Origin of the sequence: Bacillus sp. N5-665 (genome assembly GCF_022637375.2) — a bacterium.
GTDB lineage: Bacteria > Bacillota > Bacilli > Bacillales > Bacillaceae_G > Bacillus_A > Bacillus_A wiedmannii.
The window spans coordinates 1,719,259-1,732,500 of record NZ_CP093325.1; the positions used below are offsets into that span (position 1 = coordinate 1,719,259).

The 13,242-nt window shown below is 32.6% G+C and carries 13 protein-coding genes; 8 read left to right on the plus strand and 5 right to left on the minus strand.

Features of this window, described 5'->3' with window-relative positions; genetic code table 11:
• Positions 1–235 precede the first annotated feature (235 nt).
• Genes MNO09_RS11395 through murG form a run of 4 tightly spaced genes read left to right on the plus strand, consistent with a single transcriptional unit; the run spans position 236 to position 3,567 of the window.
• A complete protein-coding gene (locus tag MNO09_RS11395) occupies positions 236–1,222 on the plus strand; it encodes a UDP-N-acetylglucosamine 4,6-dehydratase family protein (protein WP_000932598.1) in 987 nt (328 codons plus the stop codon).
• A complete protein-coding gene (locus MNO09_RS11400; RefSeq protein WP_000739074.1) occupies positions 1,219–2,130 on the plus strand; it encodes an SDR family oxidoreductase in 912 nt (303 codons plus the stop codon). Before MNO09_RS11395 ends, MNO09_RS11400 begins: the two co-directional genes overlap by 4 nt.
• Before the next feature lie 25 nt (positions 2,131–2,155).
• Positions 2,156–2,461, plus strand: coding sequence for a DUF6572 domain-containing protein (locus MNO09_RS11405; protein WP_070169049.1), 306 nt, complete (start codon positions 2,156–2,158; stop codon positions 2,459–2,461).
• A 41-nt stretch (positions 2,462–2,502) separates the two neighbouring features.
• Entirely contained in the window at positions 2,503–3,567 is a 1,065-nt protein-coding gene (murG, locus tag MNO09_RS11410; protein ID WP_001035082.1) for an undecaprenyldiphospho-muramoylpentapeptide beta-N-acetylglucosaminyltransferase, read from the plus strand.
• Positions 3,568–3,666: 99 nt separating this feature from the next.
• Here murG and MNO09_RS11415 read toward each other — a convergent pair whose 3' ends face one another.
• Positions 3,667–6,387, minus strand: coding sequence for a sensor domain-containing phosphodiesterase (locus tag MNO09_RS11415; protein WP_000773534.1), 2,721 nt, complete (start codon positions 6,385–6,387; stop codon positions 3,667–3,669).
• Positions 6,388–6,825: 438 nt separating this feature from the next.
• On the opposite strand from MNO09_RS11415, the gene MNO09_RS11420 reads away from it, so the two are divergent.
• The 3 genes from MNO09_RS11420 (at position 6,826) to MNO09_RS11430 (ending at position 8,884) form a co-directional block, all read left to right on the plus strand.
• Positions 6,826–7,641 carry an alpha/beta fold hydrolase gene (locus tag MNO09_RS11420; RefSeq protein ID WP_070169048.1) on the plus strand — a complete coding sequence of 272 codons (816 nt, stop codon included), beginning with the start codon at positions 6,826–6,828 and terminating at the stop codon, positions 7,639–7,641.
• Between the two features lie 30 nt (positions 7,642–7,671).
• Positions 7,672–8,247 carry a histidine phosphatase family protein gene (locus tag MNO09_RS11425; RefSeq protein WP_001099573.1) on the plus strand — a complete coding sequence of 192 codons (576 nt, stop codon included), beginning with the start codon at positions 7,672–7,674 and terminating at the stop codon, positions 8,245–8,247.
• A gap of 319 nt (positions 8,248–8,566) precedes the next feature.
• A complete protein-coding gene (locus MNO09_RS11430; RefSeq protein WP_000721342.1) occupies positions 8,567–8,884 on the plus strand; it encodes a hypothetical protein in 318 nt (105 codons plus the stop codon).
• Positions 8,885–8,975: 91 nt separating this feature from the next.
• Here MNO09_RS11430 and MNO09_RS11435 read toward each other — a convergent pair whose 3' ends face one another.
• Positions 8,976–9,614, minus strand: a complete 639-nt coding sequence (locus MNO09_RS11435; protein ID WP_070169047.1) for a YczE/YyaS/YitT family protein — start codon at positions 9,612–9,614, stop codon at positions 8,976–8,978.
• 193 nt (positions 9,615–9,807) lie between these two features.
• On the opposite strand from MNO09_RS11435, the gene pepT reads away from it, so the two are divergent.
• The gene (gene pepT, locus MNO09_RS11440) at positions 9,808–11,040 is read left to right on the plus strand and encodes a peptidase T (protein ID WP_000807017.1); all 1,233 of its coding nucleotides are present in this window, start codon (positions 9,808–9,810) and stop codon (positions 11,038–11,040) included.
• Positions 11,041–11,077: 37 nt separating this feature from the next.
• On the opposite strand, the gene MNO09_RS11445 is transcribed toward pepT, so the two are convergent.
• Genes MNO09_RS11445 through MNO09_RS11455 form a run of 3 tightly spaced genes read right to left on the minus strand, consistent with a single transcriptional unit; the run spans position 11,078 to position 13,093 of the window.
• On the minus strand, positions 11,078–11,989 hold the full coding sequence (locus tag MNO09_RS11445) for a DNA-3-methyladenine glycosylase family protein (protein WP_070169046.1): 912 nt from the start codon (positions 11,987–11,989) through the stop codon (positions 11,078–11,080).
• The gene (locus tag MNO09_RS11450; protein ID WP_070169045.1) at positions 11,986–12,516 is read right to left on the minus strand and encodes a methylated-DNA--[protein]-cysteine S-methyltransferase; all 531 of its coding nucleotides are present in this window, start codon (positions 12,514–12,516) and stop codon (positions 11,986–11,988) included. Before MNO09_RS11450 ends, MNO09_RS11445 begins: the two co-directional genes overlap by 4 nt.
• On the minus strand, positions 12,503–13,093 hold the full coding sequence (locus MNO09_RS11455; RefSeq protein WP_070169044.1) for a bifunctional transcriptional activator/DNA repair enzyme AdaA: 591 nt from the start codon (positions 13,091–13,093) through the stop codon (positions 12,503–12,505). The genes MNO09_RS11450 and MNO09_RS11455 overlap by 14 nt, the downstream gene beginning before the upstream one ends.
• Positions 13,094–13,242: the final 149 nt, after the last annotated feature.

The window sequence follows — 13,242 nt, forward strand, 5'->3', positions numbered from 1 at the left end:
TAAGAAATAAATGAGCGGTGTTTTTTACAAGGAATTTATTTCTTATGCAAACAGTATAAAAAATCTTACTGTTGTGAGGTGAAATGAAAAACAGAAACTATTTTTAATAGTTTCTGTTTTTTTATTTTGTCAATTAAATGTAACAAACGACGATTATGATTTAAATCAATTGAAAATAATTCAATAAATTTTATAAATACTATATTAATTGAAATGTTTGGTAGGAGGAAAAGAGATGCTGAATAAAATAATTTTAATTACTGGTGGTACAGGTTCGTGGGGACATGAACTTATAAAACAACTATTAGAAAAATCACCGAAAGAAATTAGGGTTTTTTCAAGAAATGAAACGGTTCAGTTTGAAATGCAGCAACAGTTTATAAATGATGATAGGTTAAAATTTATTATTGGAGATATTCGTGATAAAGATCAAATAGCCTATGCATGCCAAGGTGTCCATTATGTATTCCATCTTGCAGCTTTAAAACATGTTCCAGTATGTGAGTATTATCCTTATGAAGCTATAAAAACAAATATACATGGTACACAAAATGTAATTGAAGCATCTATACAGATGCAAGTTGAGAAAGTTATATATGTTTCAACGGATAAAGCAGCCGATCCATCAAATACGTATGGGATGACAAAAGCAATTGGTGAGAAGTTAATGGTGCATGCGAATATGCAAACGGAGAAAACAAAATTCATTTGTGTTCGTGGTGGAAATGTTTTGGGGACGAGCGGAAGTGTGGTACCACTTTTTAAAAAACAAATTAAAAAATCTTCACAAGTAGGGATTACCGATGCAAATATGACTAGATTTTTCTTAACGATTGAAGATGCTGTTGGATTGTTATTTAAAGCCGTATATCAAGGTAGAGGTGGGGAAATCTTTGTTATGAAAATGCCGGCATGTAAAATAACAGATTTAGCGGAAGTGTTAATTGAAGATTCGAAAAAGGAAAACGTGAAGGTAAAAGAAGTAGGGATAAGACCGGGTGAAAAATTAAGTGAAATGCTTTTATCTGAGGTAGAGAGTAAAACAAGTATAAGTTTTGATCAAAATTATTTTGTGGTACTACCGACTATTCCTATAGAAGGACTGCAAGAATATTATGCTAGCTATCCGCTTGTGGATGTGAAGAGTTTTAGTTCTCAACAAGACTTACTTGCAAAACACGAGGTGAAACAAATGTTATTAAAAGGAGGGTTTTTACGATGAAAAAAAATGCGAGTATTTTAATAACTGGTGCAAATGGTTTCACAGGACGCCATGCTTGCCAATATTTTTTAGAACAGGGCTTTCATGTAATTCCTATGTTTCAAAATCGTGCACATAGAGAAATAATTGGGAATGGTATTATTTGTGATTTAACTAATAAGAGCGAAGTAATGAAGGTAATGAAACAAATAAAGCCAGATTATGTATTGCATTTAGCAGGAAGGAATTCGGTCATAGAGTCTTGGACAGCTGCTCTTGAATATGTAGAGGTTAATGTAATAGGGACATTATATTTATTAGAAGCAATTAAGGAAGAAGTACCTCACTGTAGAACATTGGTTATAGGATCTGCTTTGCAAGCAGATAGTATGAACAACATAAAAATTTCAAATCCATATAGTTTAAGTAAAACGATGCAAGTCAATATTGCAGAGGCGTGGAGTGAATTAATGAATTCAAATATTATCATTGCAAAGCCCTCAAATTTAATTGGTCCAGGAGTATCGAATGGTATTTGTTCTATTCTTGCAAAAAAAATGATAACTATAGAGTCGAATAAAAGTGAAGCAATTATTGAAGTAAACAGTTTGAAAGATAGTAGGGATTTTTTAGATGTACGTGATGCGGTTAAAGCGTATCATGTGTTATTACGCGATGGAATAAATGGAAAACAATATAATATTGGATCAGGGATAAAACGGTCTTTATTAGATGTACTAGAACAATACAAAGAATTAACACAGCTGAATTTTTCCATAAAAGAAGCAGAGCATAGTGGGAGCGAATCAAATGAGAGTTTAGTAATAGAGGATATAAAAAGGTTAGGTTGGGTCCCAAAAATTCAATTCCATCAATCATTAAAAGATGTACTCGAGTATGCGAAGTGTAATGAAATCTGCATTCAATGAAAAATAAAAAGGGTGTAAGAAATATATGAATGGCTATAAAACAATAGATAATCAAAATACGCTATTTCTTTTAATTGTTGATACGTTGGATTGGAAAGATGAGGAAGAGCATGTTTTGTGTATCTATAAGGCGATAAATAAATGTCGAGCCTATGTGGAAGGTAAAAAGGATGATAGGAAAAATCCAGTAATAGGTACAGGAACTAGGCCTGTAATTCAAGTCTTTGCTCAGTATGAATGTAGTGAATATGGAAATGATTTTTATGATCTTATTAAAGATTTTTTGCAAGTTATAGGATTTGAGTTAAATGTTTATATAAATAATAGATAAGTATAAAACAAGATTTTTAATGATAAAGGTGGATATAAATTATGAATAAAAAGATTCTCTTTACTGGGGGCGGTACAGCCGGACACGTAATGATTAATATGGTATTAATTCCTAAATTTATGAAAAAAGGATGGGGAGTTGAGTATATTGGATCTCAAAATGGAATTGAAAAACTATTAGTTCAAAATGTGAAATACAATAGTATTTCAACGGGAAAGCTTAGGAGATATTGGGATTGGGAAAACTTTAAAGATCCTTTTAAAATAATAAAAGGTTGCATACAAAGTTATAAATTGATGAAACGAATAAAACCAGATGTTATTTTTTCGGCAGGAGGATTTGTGTCCGTTCCTGTAGTAATAGGAGCGTGGATGAATAAAGTACCCGTAATAATACGTGAACCAGATAGTACGTTAGGATTAGCAAATAAAATAGCATTACCTTTTACTACAAAACTATGCACAACATTTCCTCAGACAGGAGAAAATGTAAGTAATGAGAAGAAGGTTTATGTAGGACCAATTGTAAGGGAGGAAATTGAGAAGGGCAACGTATTGCGGGGAAGAAGCTATTGTAAATTTCAGCAAGATAAACCAGTATTGTTAATTATGGGTGGGAGTCAAGGTGCTAAGTGGATAAATGATATGGTAAGGAAAAGTTTGGAAACATTACTGCTGAATTTTAATATTGTTCATATGTGCGGTAAAGGGAAGGTAGATTCATCTATTGGTATGGAAGGTTATATGCAATTTGAGTATATAGGGGACGAGTTGCCGCATATACTAAATATGGCGAGTGTTGTAGTTTCTAGAGCGGGTTCTACTGCTATTTCTGAATTGCTATTTTTGAAGAAACCGATGTTGCTTATCCCGTTAACTAACAGTTCCAGTAGGGGAGATCAAGTTTTAAATGCTGAATATTTTTCTCGGCAAGGATATGCGGAAGTTTTACTCCAAGACAGAATAAGTACGAATGTATTCATACATGCAGTAAATAAGTTGCATACAAATAAGGAGAGATATATTCAAAACATGAATGGATATAAGAAAACAAATGATGAGGGGATTCATCAATTAATAGATATAATAAATGAAGTGGTGAAGTAATAGAAATTTAAATAAAAAAACAAAAGGAAAGAAGGTATCTTCTTTCCTTTTTACTATAGTTGTTCAAATTCATTATTACTTATCCATATTAGCTATGTATTATGGTTGGATCCCACTTTCTAATAGCTCAGTAAATGCATGAGTATGGATAGGTTTACTATAATAGTAACCTTGAATAAACTGACATTTATTTTTTTGAAGGAAATTCACATGTTCTTTCGTTTCTACACCTTCAGCAATGACAGACATTTCTAATGTATGTGCTAATGTGATAATCGTTTTAATAATTTCCATTCCATCTTCACACGTTTCAGACATTGTAATAAATTCTCTTGGGATTTTTAACGTATCTATTGGATATAAAGGTAAATACGCTAGTGAAGAATAACCTGTACCAAAGTCGTCGATTGAAATGTGAACTCCTAAACCCTTTAGTGTGCGGAGCTTTATCAATGTTTCTCGCTCATCCATCATTGCAATGCGCTCTGTTAATTCAAGGTCGAGAGAACTTGCTGGTAAGCCTGTAGTTGCTAATGTAGAAGAAATAGACTTTACGAAATCTTCTTGTTCAAATTCTTTAGCAGATAAGTTTACACCAATTTTTAAATGAGAATATCCGAGTGTATGCCAACGTTTCATTTGCTCACAAGCTTGCTGTAACGTCCATTTTCCTATTGGAATAATTTGTAGTGTTTCTTCTGCAATCGGAATAAACTCGTATGGAGAAATAACGCCTAATTCAGGATGATTCCACCTGATTAGAGCTTCTGCACCGATAATTTTATTAGATTCACTATCAACTTGAGGTTGATACAAAAGGAACAATTCTTCATTTTGTATTGCGTTTGGTAAATCTTTTTCTAATCGTAATCGTCTTTCAATTTTTTTAGCGATTACATCGTCATAAATAGAGACAGAGTTAAGTTTTTTTGCTTTCGCATCATACATGGCAACATTAGCGTTTTTCAAAAGTGTAGCGGTATCGATTCCGGAATGTGGATAAATAGCGATGCCGATACTAAGTGATAAAGTTAATGTATGCTCATGTATGACAAACGGTTTTTCCATGCATTCAAATAACTGGTTGCATAAATCGAATAAGGAATCTTCGTCAGTATAGTTTTCAATTAAGATTGTAAATTCATCGCCACCGATTCTTGACAGATGAGTATGTGAGGGAAGACATGATTGGAATCGCTTCGCTACTTCTTCTAATATGTGATCTCCTGCTGAATGTCCAAGTGTATCGTTGATTGCTTTAAAGCGATCTAAATCTAAATATAATAATGCAAACTCGCTTTCTGTCGTTTTAGCATGTTTTATAACTTTTTTTAGTTTCTTATGGAAAAAGGCGCGGTTCCCAATTTTCGTTACAGTATCATGGAATGCTAAATATTTTATTTCTTCTTGTTGCTTTTTTAGTGCGGTAATATCTTTTACCATAATGTAGCTTCCTGAAATTTGTCCGTCTATTATAATAGGGACGATGGTAACGTATAAAAAATAAGTAAAGCCATCTTTATATTTAGAACTTAGTTGTAAGTATGCCGATTCTTGTTGTTTCACTTTTTCTAATGCAGATGTTAGTTTATGTTTGTCTTCATCTAAAATAATCGAAAAACAAGTTTCACCGAGTAACTCATCTGTTGGTGCTCCAAGTAGTATACTTCCGGCTTGATTTACATTTAAGAATACGCCATGTAAATCAATTGTAAAAATAGGATCAGGGTGATATTCATATAACGATTTAAACTTTTGTTGTTTTTGAGATAGAGCCTCTGATTTATGAACTAAATCAGAAGTCCGTAAAGTCACTTTTTCTTCTAGTTGCGCATTAAATGCCTGTAAACGTTTTGTTAGGGAATTGTTTTGCATACGTACAATAGAATGACGAATGAGTACGAAAATGAAAGTAATACAATTTCCTGTAATGAGAGTTGAAGATGCTGTTTGTTCTTTTAATGTAAACCCGATTAGTATTGCAACAGCAAGATAGGGAAATACAACTAAAGCCTTTTTTCCTATTATAGGGTTAACAATGAAATAGTTTTTATGGCTATTACGATCTGCTGAAATAGATCCAGCTATTGCAATAAACAATATAGGTATTCTATATAAAAGACGTAATAATGTTATCGTTTCGGTTGATAAATGGTTATTTAAGTAAAAATAAATATAGTTAAAAGTTGCAGAACTTATTAATACAAAAATAAAGATATAAATCTTCCGTTTAGAATTAAAAATTGTCGGACGGAAAAAGAGACTAACGCCTAGTAGGAGAAATAATAAATCTGCAATTGGATATAGAAATGAAAGGAAAACATCTCCTAGTGAAAGAGAGAATATATTTAAATTTGGTTGATTAAATAAATACCACTCTAATGTGAATATGGAAGTAAGTACTATACATATATCACAAATAAAGAACGCTTTTTCCCATTTATCGCATTCTTTTAAAATTTTATAACTGAAAGCGATAAGACAAAAGAGTAGAAAAAACATGTAAAATACATCAGAAATAGTAAAACGATGTATTGGAATTTCGAAGAAGCTATCTTGATATGTATATACTATTTTTCCTAATAAAAAACTCCCAATTGCTATTGTGATACATACCCAAAATGGATTTGAACTGACTTTTTTAGAATATATAGAATAAATTAGTGATACAAATGTAATGGCTTCAACGATAAGTGAAGCGAAGCGTACATCCGAATTTGAAAAATGAGTAGGGAACAGATAAAAAAATATAAAATAAATTGAATAGCATATTAATGTTCCGATTAATATACATAGTTGTAAATTTTTATTTAATTTCAATAAAATCACCTTCTTTAATTATGCACTATATTCGTAATATCTATACATAATAATATTATTTAAGAATTGTATCAGATTTCCTTGTAAAAATCTTGTTTATAAGGAAAGTATTGAAGAGTTTAATAATTCTTAAAATTGAAAAATATTGAATTTGATAATATGTACTTCATCAAGATTTTAAATGGAAATTGTATATTTAGTCATCCTTTGAATTGTAAAGGTTTTTTAGTAATTTGTAAGTGGAGATGCACAATTGCATATAAAATGATGAGAATCCTCTTTTGAGCTGATCTTTTGATTGTTATAGGCTATTTTAAGTAAGGTTTTTATTTTTAATCTGAAAATTAATATTTGTAAAAATGTTACAAAAGGATATAAAATAAGAACATGTATTCTTACAGAGTGGATAGTATTTTCACTAAATAGGGAGGACTTTTTATGTTATTTCGAATGAAAGGTGCAGAAGTATACTATGAAATTGTTGGAGAGGGGAAACCTGTCCTTATCATACATGGCTGTGCGCCGGATCATAGGTTAATGATGAAATGTATGGAATCAGTATTTCAAAAATATGAAGGTTATCAACGAATATATATTGATTTACCTGGAATGGGAAAGTCGAACGCTCCAGATTGGATAAATAGTTCAGATCATATATTAGAAGTGTTAACTATATTTATTGAAGAAATCATTCCAAAGAAAGATTTTTTACTAGTAGGAGAGTCTTTCGGCGGATATTTAGCTAGAGGGATACTTTCAAAAATGTTTGAGAGAGTCAATGGATTATTATTAATATGTCCTGTGGTTGTTGCGCTGCAAAAAGAAAGACGTTTACCGGATAAACAGATAATTGTACAAGATAAGGAGTTTTTAAATACGTTAACTTCTACCGAAAGAAAAGAATTTAGCGAGTTAGCAGTGGTAGCAAATGAATATACATATAAGCGATTTAAAGAAGAAATTAAGCCCGGGTTAGATGTTGCTAATTATGAATTTATTAAAAGGTTGCAAAAAAATTATTCTCTTACTATGGAGTTTCACCGAAAAAAATATGAGAAACCCGTTCTTTTATTAGCAGGAAGACAAGATATATCGGTAGGTTATCGAGATATTATAGAAATTATTGAAGATTATCCAAGAGCAACATTAGCGGTGCTTGATATGGCGGGACATAATTTGCAAATTGAACAGCCTGAACTATTCGAGAGTTTAGTAGGAGAATGGATTACACGAACAAAACAACAAAATTTATAAAAAACGAATGAATATTTTCAAGGAGGAAGTATGAATACATATATTTATATGGTTAGGCACGGTGAATCATCAAAATTAGAAGGGAGTGAAAGAACACGTGGTTTAACTGAAAAGGGAAGTTTAGACGCTCATAGAGTAACAGACATATTAAAAACAGAGGGAATCGATACTTTCATTTCAAGTCCATATACGAGGGCTGTGTTAACGATAGAAAAAACAGCCAATTTCTATGAAAAAGAAATATTAATATATGAAAACCTTAAAGAGTGTATATTTTCCAGTGGGGATCAAGTTATATCAGATAAAGAGGTGTATCCGCTTGTAAAGAAGATGTTCTCTAATCCTGACTTTGCACTCATGGAAGGAGAGTCATATAAGGATTGTCAGAGACGGGTAGTGAAAGTGTTAAAGGAAATATTAATGGATTTTCAAGGACAAAAAATTGTAATTGGCACACATGGGCTTGTAATGACACTCATGATGAATTATTTTGATAAGCAATACGGGTTTGAATTTCTAATACATACATCAAAGCCTGACATATATAAGCTGGAATTTAATGATGAACAATTATTGAATGTAGAAAAATTATGGATAGGAGAATGAAACTGAATATATGGAGTGTGTTTTAATTCGTAATTATAAAATATACTTTTTTTATAGAAAGCATTTTTATCAACTATTTTTAGAATCTTAAATCAATAAGTAATTATTCAATTTCTGAATAATATAATTGGAAGTTGGTTTAAGGAAACAATTTTAAATGTGACAAAACTCCAAACGTTGGATTTATATTCAATTGGAGAAGAAGATGTAGAATTTTGTCTTACGGTCCCCGTTTACTTTTCATTTCATTACATATAGGCTTTGTGGTGTAAGGGGGGGGAAATCACCTTTACACAAAATTTATAAGGAGGACATTGTAATGAAAAAGATTAAAAAGTTTGCGGGAGTAGCTTTAGCAGGTACGATTGGATTAAGTGGACTACTGTTTTTAGAACCAAGTGTAAGCGCTGCGGAAACCCAGCAGGTGAAAGAAGGAAATTTCAATGCAATTGATGTAACGATGAATCAAAGTGAATTTTATGTATTGAGTGGTAGAAGTATTGATATTCTTTCTGGAGATAAAGAAGCAATCCAGTTAAATAAATACACAATTAGTTTTAGTAAACCAGGGAAGTATGTTATTAGAGTAAATGGTTGTATTTATGATGATATATATACATTTATTGTAAATAAATAGTATGTATTCTTAAATTGTGAGATAAAAAAAGAAACACCCTATTTGCGGTGAGAATCGTAAATAGGGTGAATACTTTGTATTAAGTTGTATTTTAAATATGTTCACTAACTTTCTCTTTGTTATGTAAAGTATGTAAGAGGGTTTGAAACATCTTAAATGATTGCTGAAAGATTGGACTTTGAATAAAGGTGTAAAGAAAAGTTACGATGAAAACAGGACCTCCTAGCATAAATCCAATAACTAGTACAACACATTCTACTATGATTCTAGCACGGCTAATAGATAGCCCTGTTTTGTCGGAAATAGTAAGCATGAATCCATCTCGAGGGCCAGCACCAATCCCAGCCGCAACATACATCCCTCCCCCAATACCTGTAATTGCAATACCAGCAAATAAAATGAGTAAGTTTATCCATAAATAATCACTAGCGTTTGGAAGAATGTTTGATTGTAAGAAAAAGTCCATAACGGGACCGATAAGTAGTGCATTTAAAAATGTGCCCACATTTATATATTTTCGATCTATTAATAAAGAAATGAGAACGAGACATAATCCACATATGACACTCCACGTACCAATGGTCCATCCAAATCTTTGGTAGAGAGCCATATTTAAAACTTCCCAAGGGTGTAAACCGAGAAATTTAACTTTGACTGCAAGGGCGTTTCCAAGGCCGAAAAAAATTAATCCCAAGAAAAAAAGAAAATAGCGAAAGAGAGTTAGCCTCATCTTTAAAACCTCCTATATTGTATAATTATGTATATTACATGTAAGAGTTTTGATGTACAAATATTACGACTTTTTAGCTGCTATTTAAAATTGCTAAAATACAAATGAAATATATATTCGCGGTCAAAAAAGTTAAAATATTTCGTTTTAAGGATTATAATAGAACGAGAAACATAAAAGGGAGTGAATGGGTTTGAAACAAGAACTTATTGAAAGATTTACGAGATATGTAAAGATTGATACACAATCAAATGAAGAAAGTCATACAGTACCAACAACACCTGGACAAATTGAGTTTGGTAAGTTATTAGTGGAAGAGTTAAAAGAGATTGGCTTAACAGAAGTAACAATGGATGATAATGGGTATGTAATGGCAACACTTCCTGCTAATACGGATAAGGACGTGCCGGTAATCGGCTTTTTAGCACATTTAGATACGGCAACAGACTTTACAGGTAAAAACGTAAAACCACAAATTCATGAAAATTTTGATGGCAATGCGATTACGTTAAATGAAGAGCTAAATGTTGTGTTAACGCCAGAACAGTTTCCAGAATTACCATCATATAAAGGACATACGATTATTACAACGGATGGTACGACACTTCTAGGAGCAGATGATAAAGCTGGTCTGACTGAAATTATGGTTGCAATGAACTATTTAATACATAATCCGCAAATTAAACATGGGAAAATAAGAGTAGCATTTACGCCGGATGAAGAAATTGGTCGTGGGCCAGCGCATTTTGATGTAGAAGCGTTTGGTGCATCATGTGCTTATACGATGGATGGAGGTCCATTAGGTGGTTTAGAGTATGAAAGCTTTAATGCTGCAGGTGCTAAGTTAACGTTTAACGGAACGAATACACATCCTGGAACAGCGAAAAATAAAATGTGTAACGCAACTAAACTTGCTATGGAGTTTAATGGGCACTTACCAGTAGAAGAGGCACCAGAATATACAGAAGGCTATGAAGGATTCTATCATTTACTTTCATTAAATGGTGATGTTGAGCAAAGTAAAGCGTATTATATTATTCGAGATTTTGATCGTGAAAATTTTGAGGCGCGTAAACATAACGTTGAAAATATTGTGAAGCAAATGCAAGAGAAGTATGGACAAAATGCAGTCGTTTTAGAAATGAATGATCAATACTATAACATGCTTGAAAAAATCGAACCAGTAAGAGAAATTGTTGATATTGCATATGAAGCGATGAAAAGTTTAAATATCGAACCAAACATTCATCCGATTCGTGGTGGAACAGATGGATCACAATTATCGTATATGGGATTACCAACGCCGAATATTTTCACAGGTGGTGAAAACTATCACGGTAAATTTGAATATGTTTCGGTGGATACGATGGAAAAAGCTGTTCAAGTTATTGTGGAAATCGCAAGACGATTCGAGGAACAAGCTTAAAAAAGAACCAAGTAGTGCGGATGCGCTACTTGTTTTTTTAGTATAATACTCGCCACAAATAAAAAGTTGCGTAAGACTCCCAGTTGGTCCAATTTGCCGCAAAATCTTTTATTTCCTGTTTAGTCGGTTTACTTTCAGAACCCGTTATATATTTAATTGCATTGTGCAAGCCAACATCGTCAATTGGAAAAGCGGAAGGAAATCGTAAACAACGCATTAAAACATAGTTGGCAGTCCACGGTCCTATACCGTGTATAGCAGTTAATTGTTTTTCAGCTTGTTGCACATCTTGTATTTGCAATAAAGATTTTTTTGATAATTTTCCTTCTGTAATAAGCTTTGCGATACCGATTAAATATTCGCATTTTCTAGTCGTCATTTTTAAGTTTTTGAGATCCTCTACATGTAAATTGGCAATCGTTTCAGGAGAAGGGAATATCCAATGTTTTCTATCGTTCCATTCTACATAATTTCCAAAGTGTTCGACTAATCTTCTTTTTAGTGTATAAGCATATGTGAGATTAATTTGCTGACCGATAATTCCCCAGGAAAGTGCTTCAAATAAGTCTGGAATACCTAAAGTACGAAGCCCATAGTATTGTTCAATCGGTCCTTGAAGGAGTACATCATGTTTAGCTAATGTATAAAAGGGAGCTAAATCAGTAGTTAAATCAAACCACTCTTTTACATAGTGAGCTACAGCTTCGCATATCGATTCTTCAGATGTATATGATTCTTCTAAAAAACGTATTTGAATATTATCATCCGAGTTCATACTAATTTCAACTAAAGGATGTACATCTTGAACAGGGATAACTTTATAAATTTTGTTATCTTCAATGCGGAACATACATTCATTGTTAGAACGTGATAGATAGCGTAAATTTTCTTGGAAACTAAATTCTGTTGGAACTGCTAAAGTTAATGCGCTAGTATATTTTGCTGTCATATGCATTCTACCTGAGACTTTTCTAATGTAAGCAACACTTTCTTCATTTCTAATCCACCCCTAAAACCGGTTAGTTTACCATTCTTTCCAATAACACGATGGCAAGGAATTGTAATAAGAAGAGGGTTGGCAGCAATGGCAGAAGCAACAGCACGCACAGCTGTAGGTTTTTGTATTCTGCCGGCAATTTCTGAATAGGAATATGTCTTCCCGTAAGGAATTTCACGTACCGTATTCCAAACAGATAATTGAAATTCAGTTCCGTAAGCATCGATAGGGAATGTAAAAGTTCCTCGCTTATTTTCTAAATACTCGATAATTTCTTTGGCATATGTTTGCAGATAATCTGGATTACAGGTCAATATATGTTGTGGCAATTTTTTTCTAGCCCATATATTTAGTTCTTCAAAGTTTTCGTCTTGGGATCCAATGAAACATAATCCATTTTCAGTTGCACCAATATGAAACTGCCAATTTTCATGTGTAAGTAGCGTCCAATATATAAAATTATTTTTATAGGAATTCATTATTGTATCCCTCTTTCGTTTCGTTCTTTTTTCGATATTCAGTAGGAGTAAATCCGGTTTTCTTTTTAAATAAAGTTGCGAAATACTCTGGATTTTCTATCCCGACAGCAGTACTAATTTCTTTAATGGATTGATTTGTTTGTAATAGGTGTTCTGCCGCTTTAACAATCCTGAACTGCTGTATATATTCTATTGGACTTATTCCTGTCATGTTTTTGAAAGTGCGTTGTAAATGAAATGGGCTACCATGGCACATTTCCGCAAGTATGTCGAGAGTTAATAATTCGTCAAAGTGTTTTTCGATATAATCTTTAATTTGTTCGATCCACTCTTCATTAGGTAAAGTTATCCCATTTGGTTTACAACGTTTGCATGGGCGAAAGTTTTCACTTAATGCTTGCTCTGCGTGATGAAAAATTCGTACATTGTTTCTATTCGGTATTCTTGATTTGCATGACGGCCTGCAAAAGATTCCGGTTGATTTCACAGCATAAAAGAATTTGCTATCATAGGAAGAATCATTATGAATAATTGCTCGCCAATGCTCATTTGTTAACGTAACCCCTTCATTGTGCAAAGAACATCACCTCTGAAATTAGTATAACCTGAATAAAGTGCGTATGTATGTACTCACAAATGTAAGAGCAAGATTACAAAGGTGAAAATATGATTGTTTTTCTATTTTGTGATAGCATGAAATTTGGAAATAAACATCAAGAGGAGGGC

What these genes read in the sequence shown, in the direction of transcription:
- MNO09_RS11445 (WP_070169046.1), bottom strand. Translation starts at nt 11,989, where the DNA reads ATGACAGCAAAATATACTAGCGCATTAACTTTAGCAGTTCCAACAGAA.
- MNO09_RS11400 (WP_000739074.1), top strand. Translation starts at nt 1,219, where the DNA reads ATGAAAAAAAATGCGAGTATTTTAATAACTGGTGCAAATGGTTTCACA.
- MNO09_RS11450 (WP_070169045.1), bottom strand. Translation starts at nt 12,516, where the DNA reads ATGAATTCCTATAAAAATAATTTTATATATTGGACGCTACTTACACAT.
- MNO09_RS11420 (WP_070169048.1), top strand. Translation starts at nt 6,826, where the DNA reads ATGTTATTTCGAATGAAAGGTGCAGAAGTATACTATGAAATTGTTGGA.
- MNO09_RS11430 (WP_000721342.1), top strand. Translation starts at nt 8,567, where the DNA reads ATGAAAAAGATTAAAAAGTTTGCGGGAGTAGCTTTAGCAGGTACGATT.
- MNO09_RS11405 (WP_070169049.1), top strand. Translation starts at nt 2,156, where the DNA reads ATGAATGGCTATAAAACAATAGATAATCAAAATACGCTATTTCTTTTA.
- MNO09_RS11425 (WP_001099573.1), top strand. Translation starts at nt 7,672, where the DNA reads ATGAATACATATATTTATATGGTTAGGCACGGTGAATCATCAAAATTA.
- murG (WP_001035082.1), top strand. Translation starts at nt 2,503, where the DNA reads ATGAATAAAAAGATTCTCTTTACTGGGGGCGGTACAGCCGGACACGTA.
- MNO09_RS11395 (WP_000932598.1), top strand. Translation starts at nt 236, where the DNA reads ATGCTGAATAAAATAATTTTAATTACTGGTGGTACAGGTTCGTGGGGA.
- MNO09_RS11435 (WP_070169047.1), bottom strand. Translation starts at nt 9,614, where the DNA reads ATGAGGCTAACTCTCTTTCGCTATTTTCTTTTTTTCTTGGGATTAATT.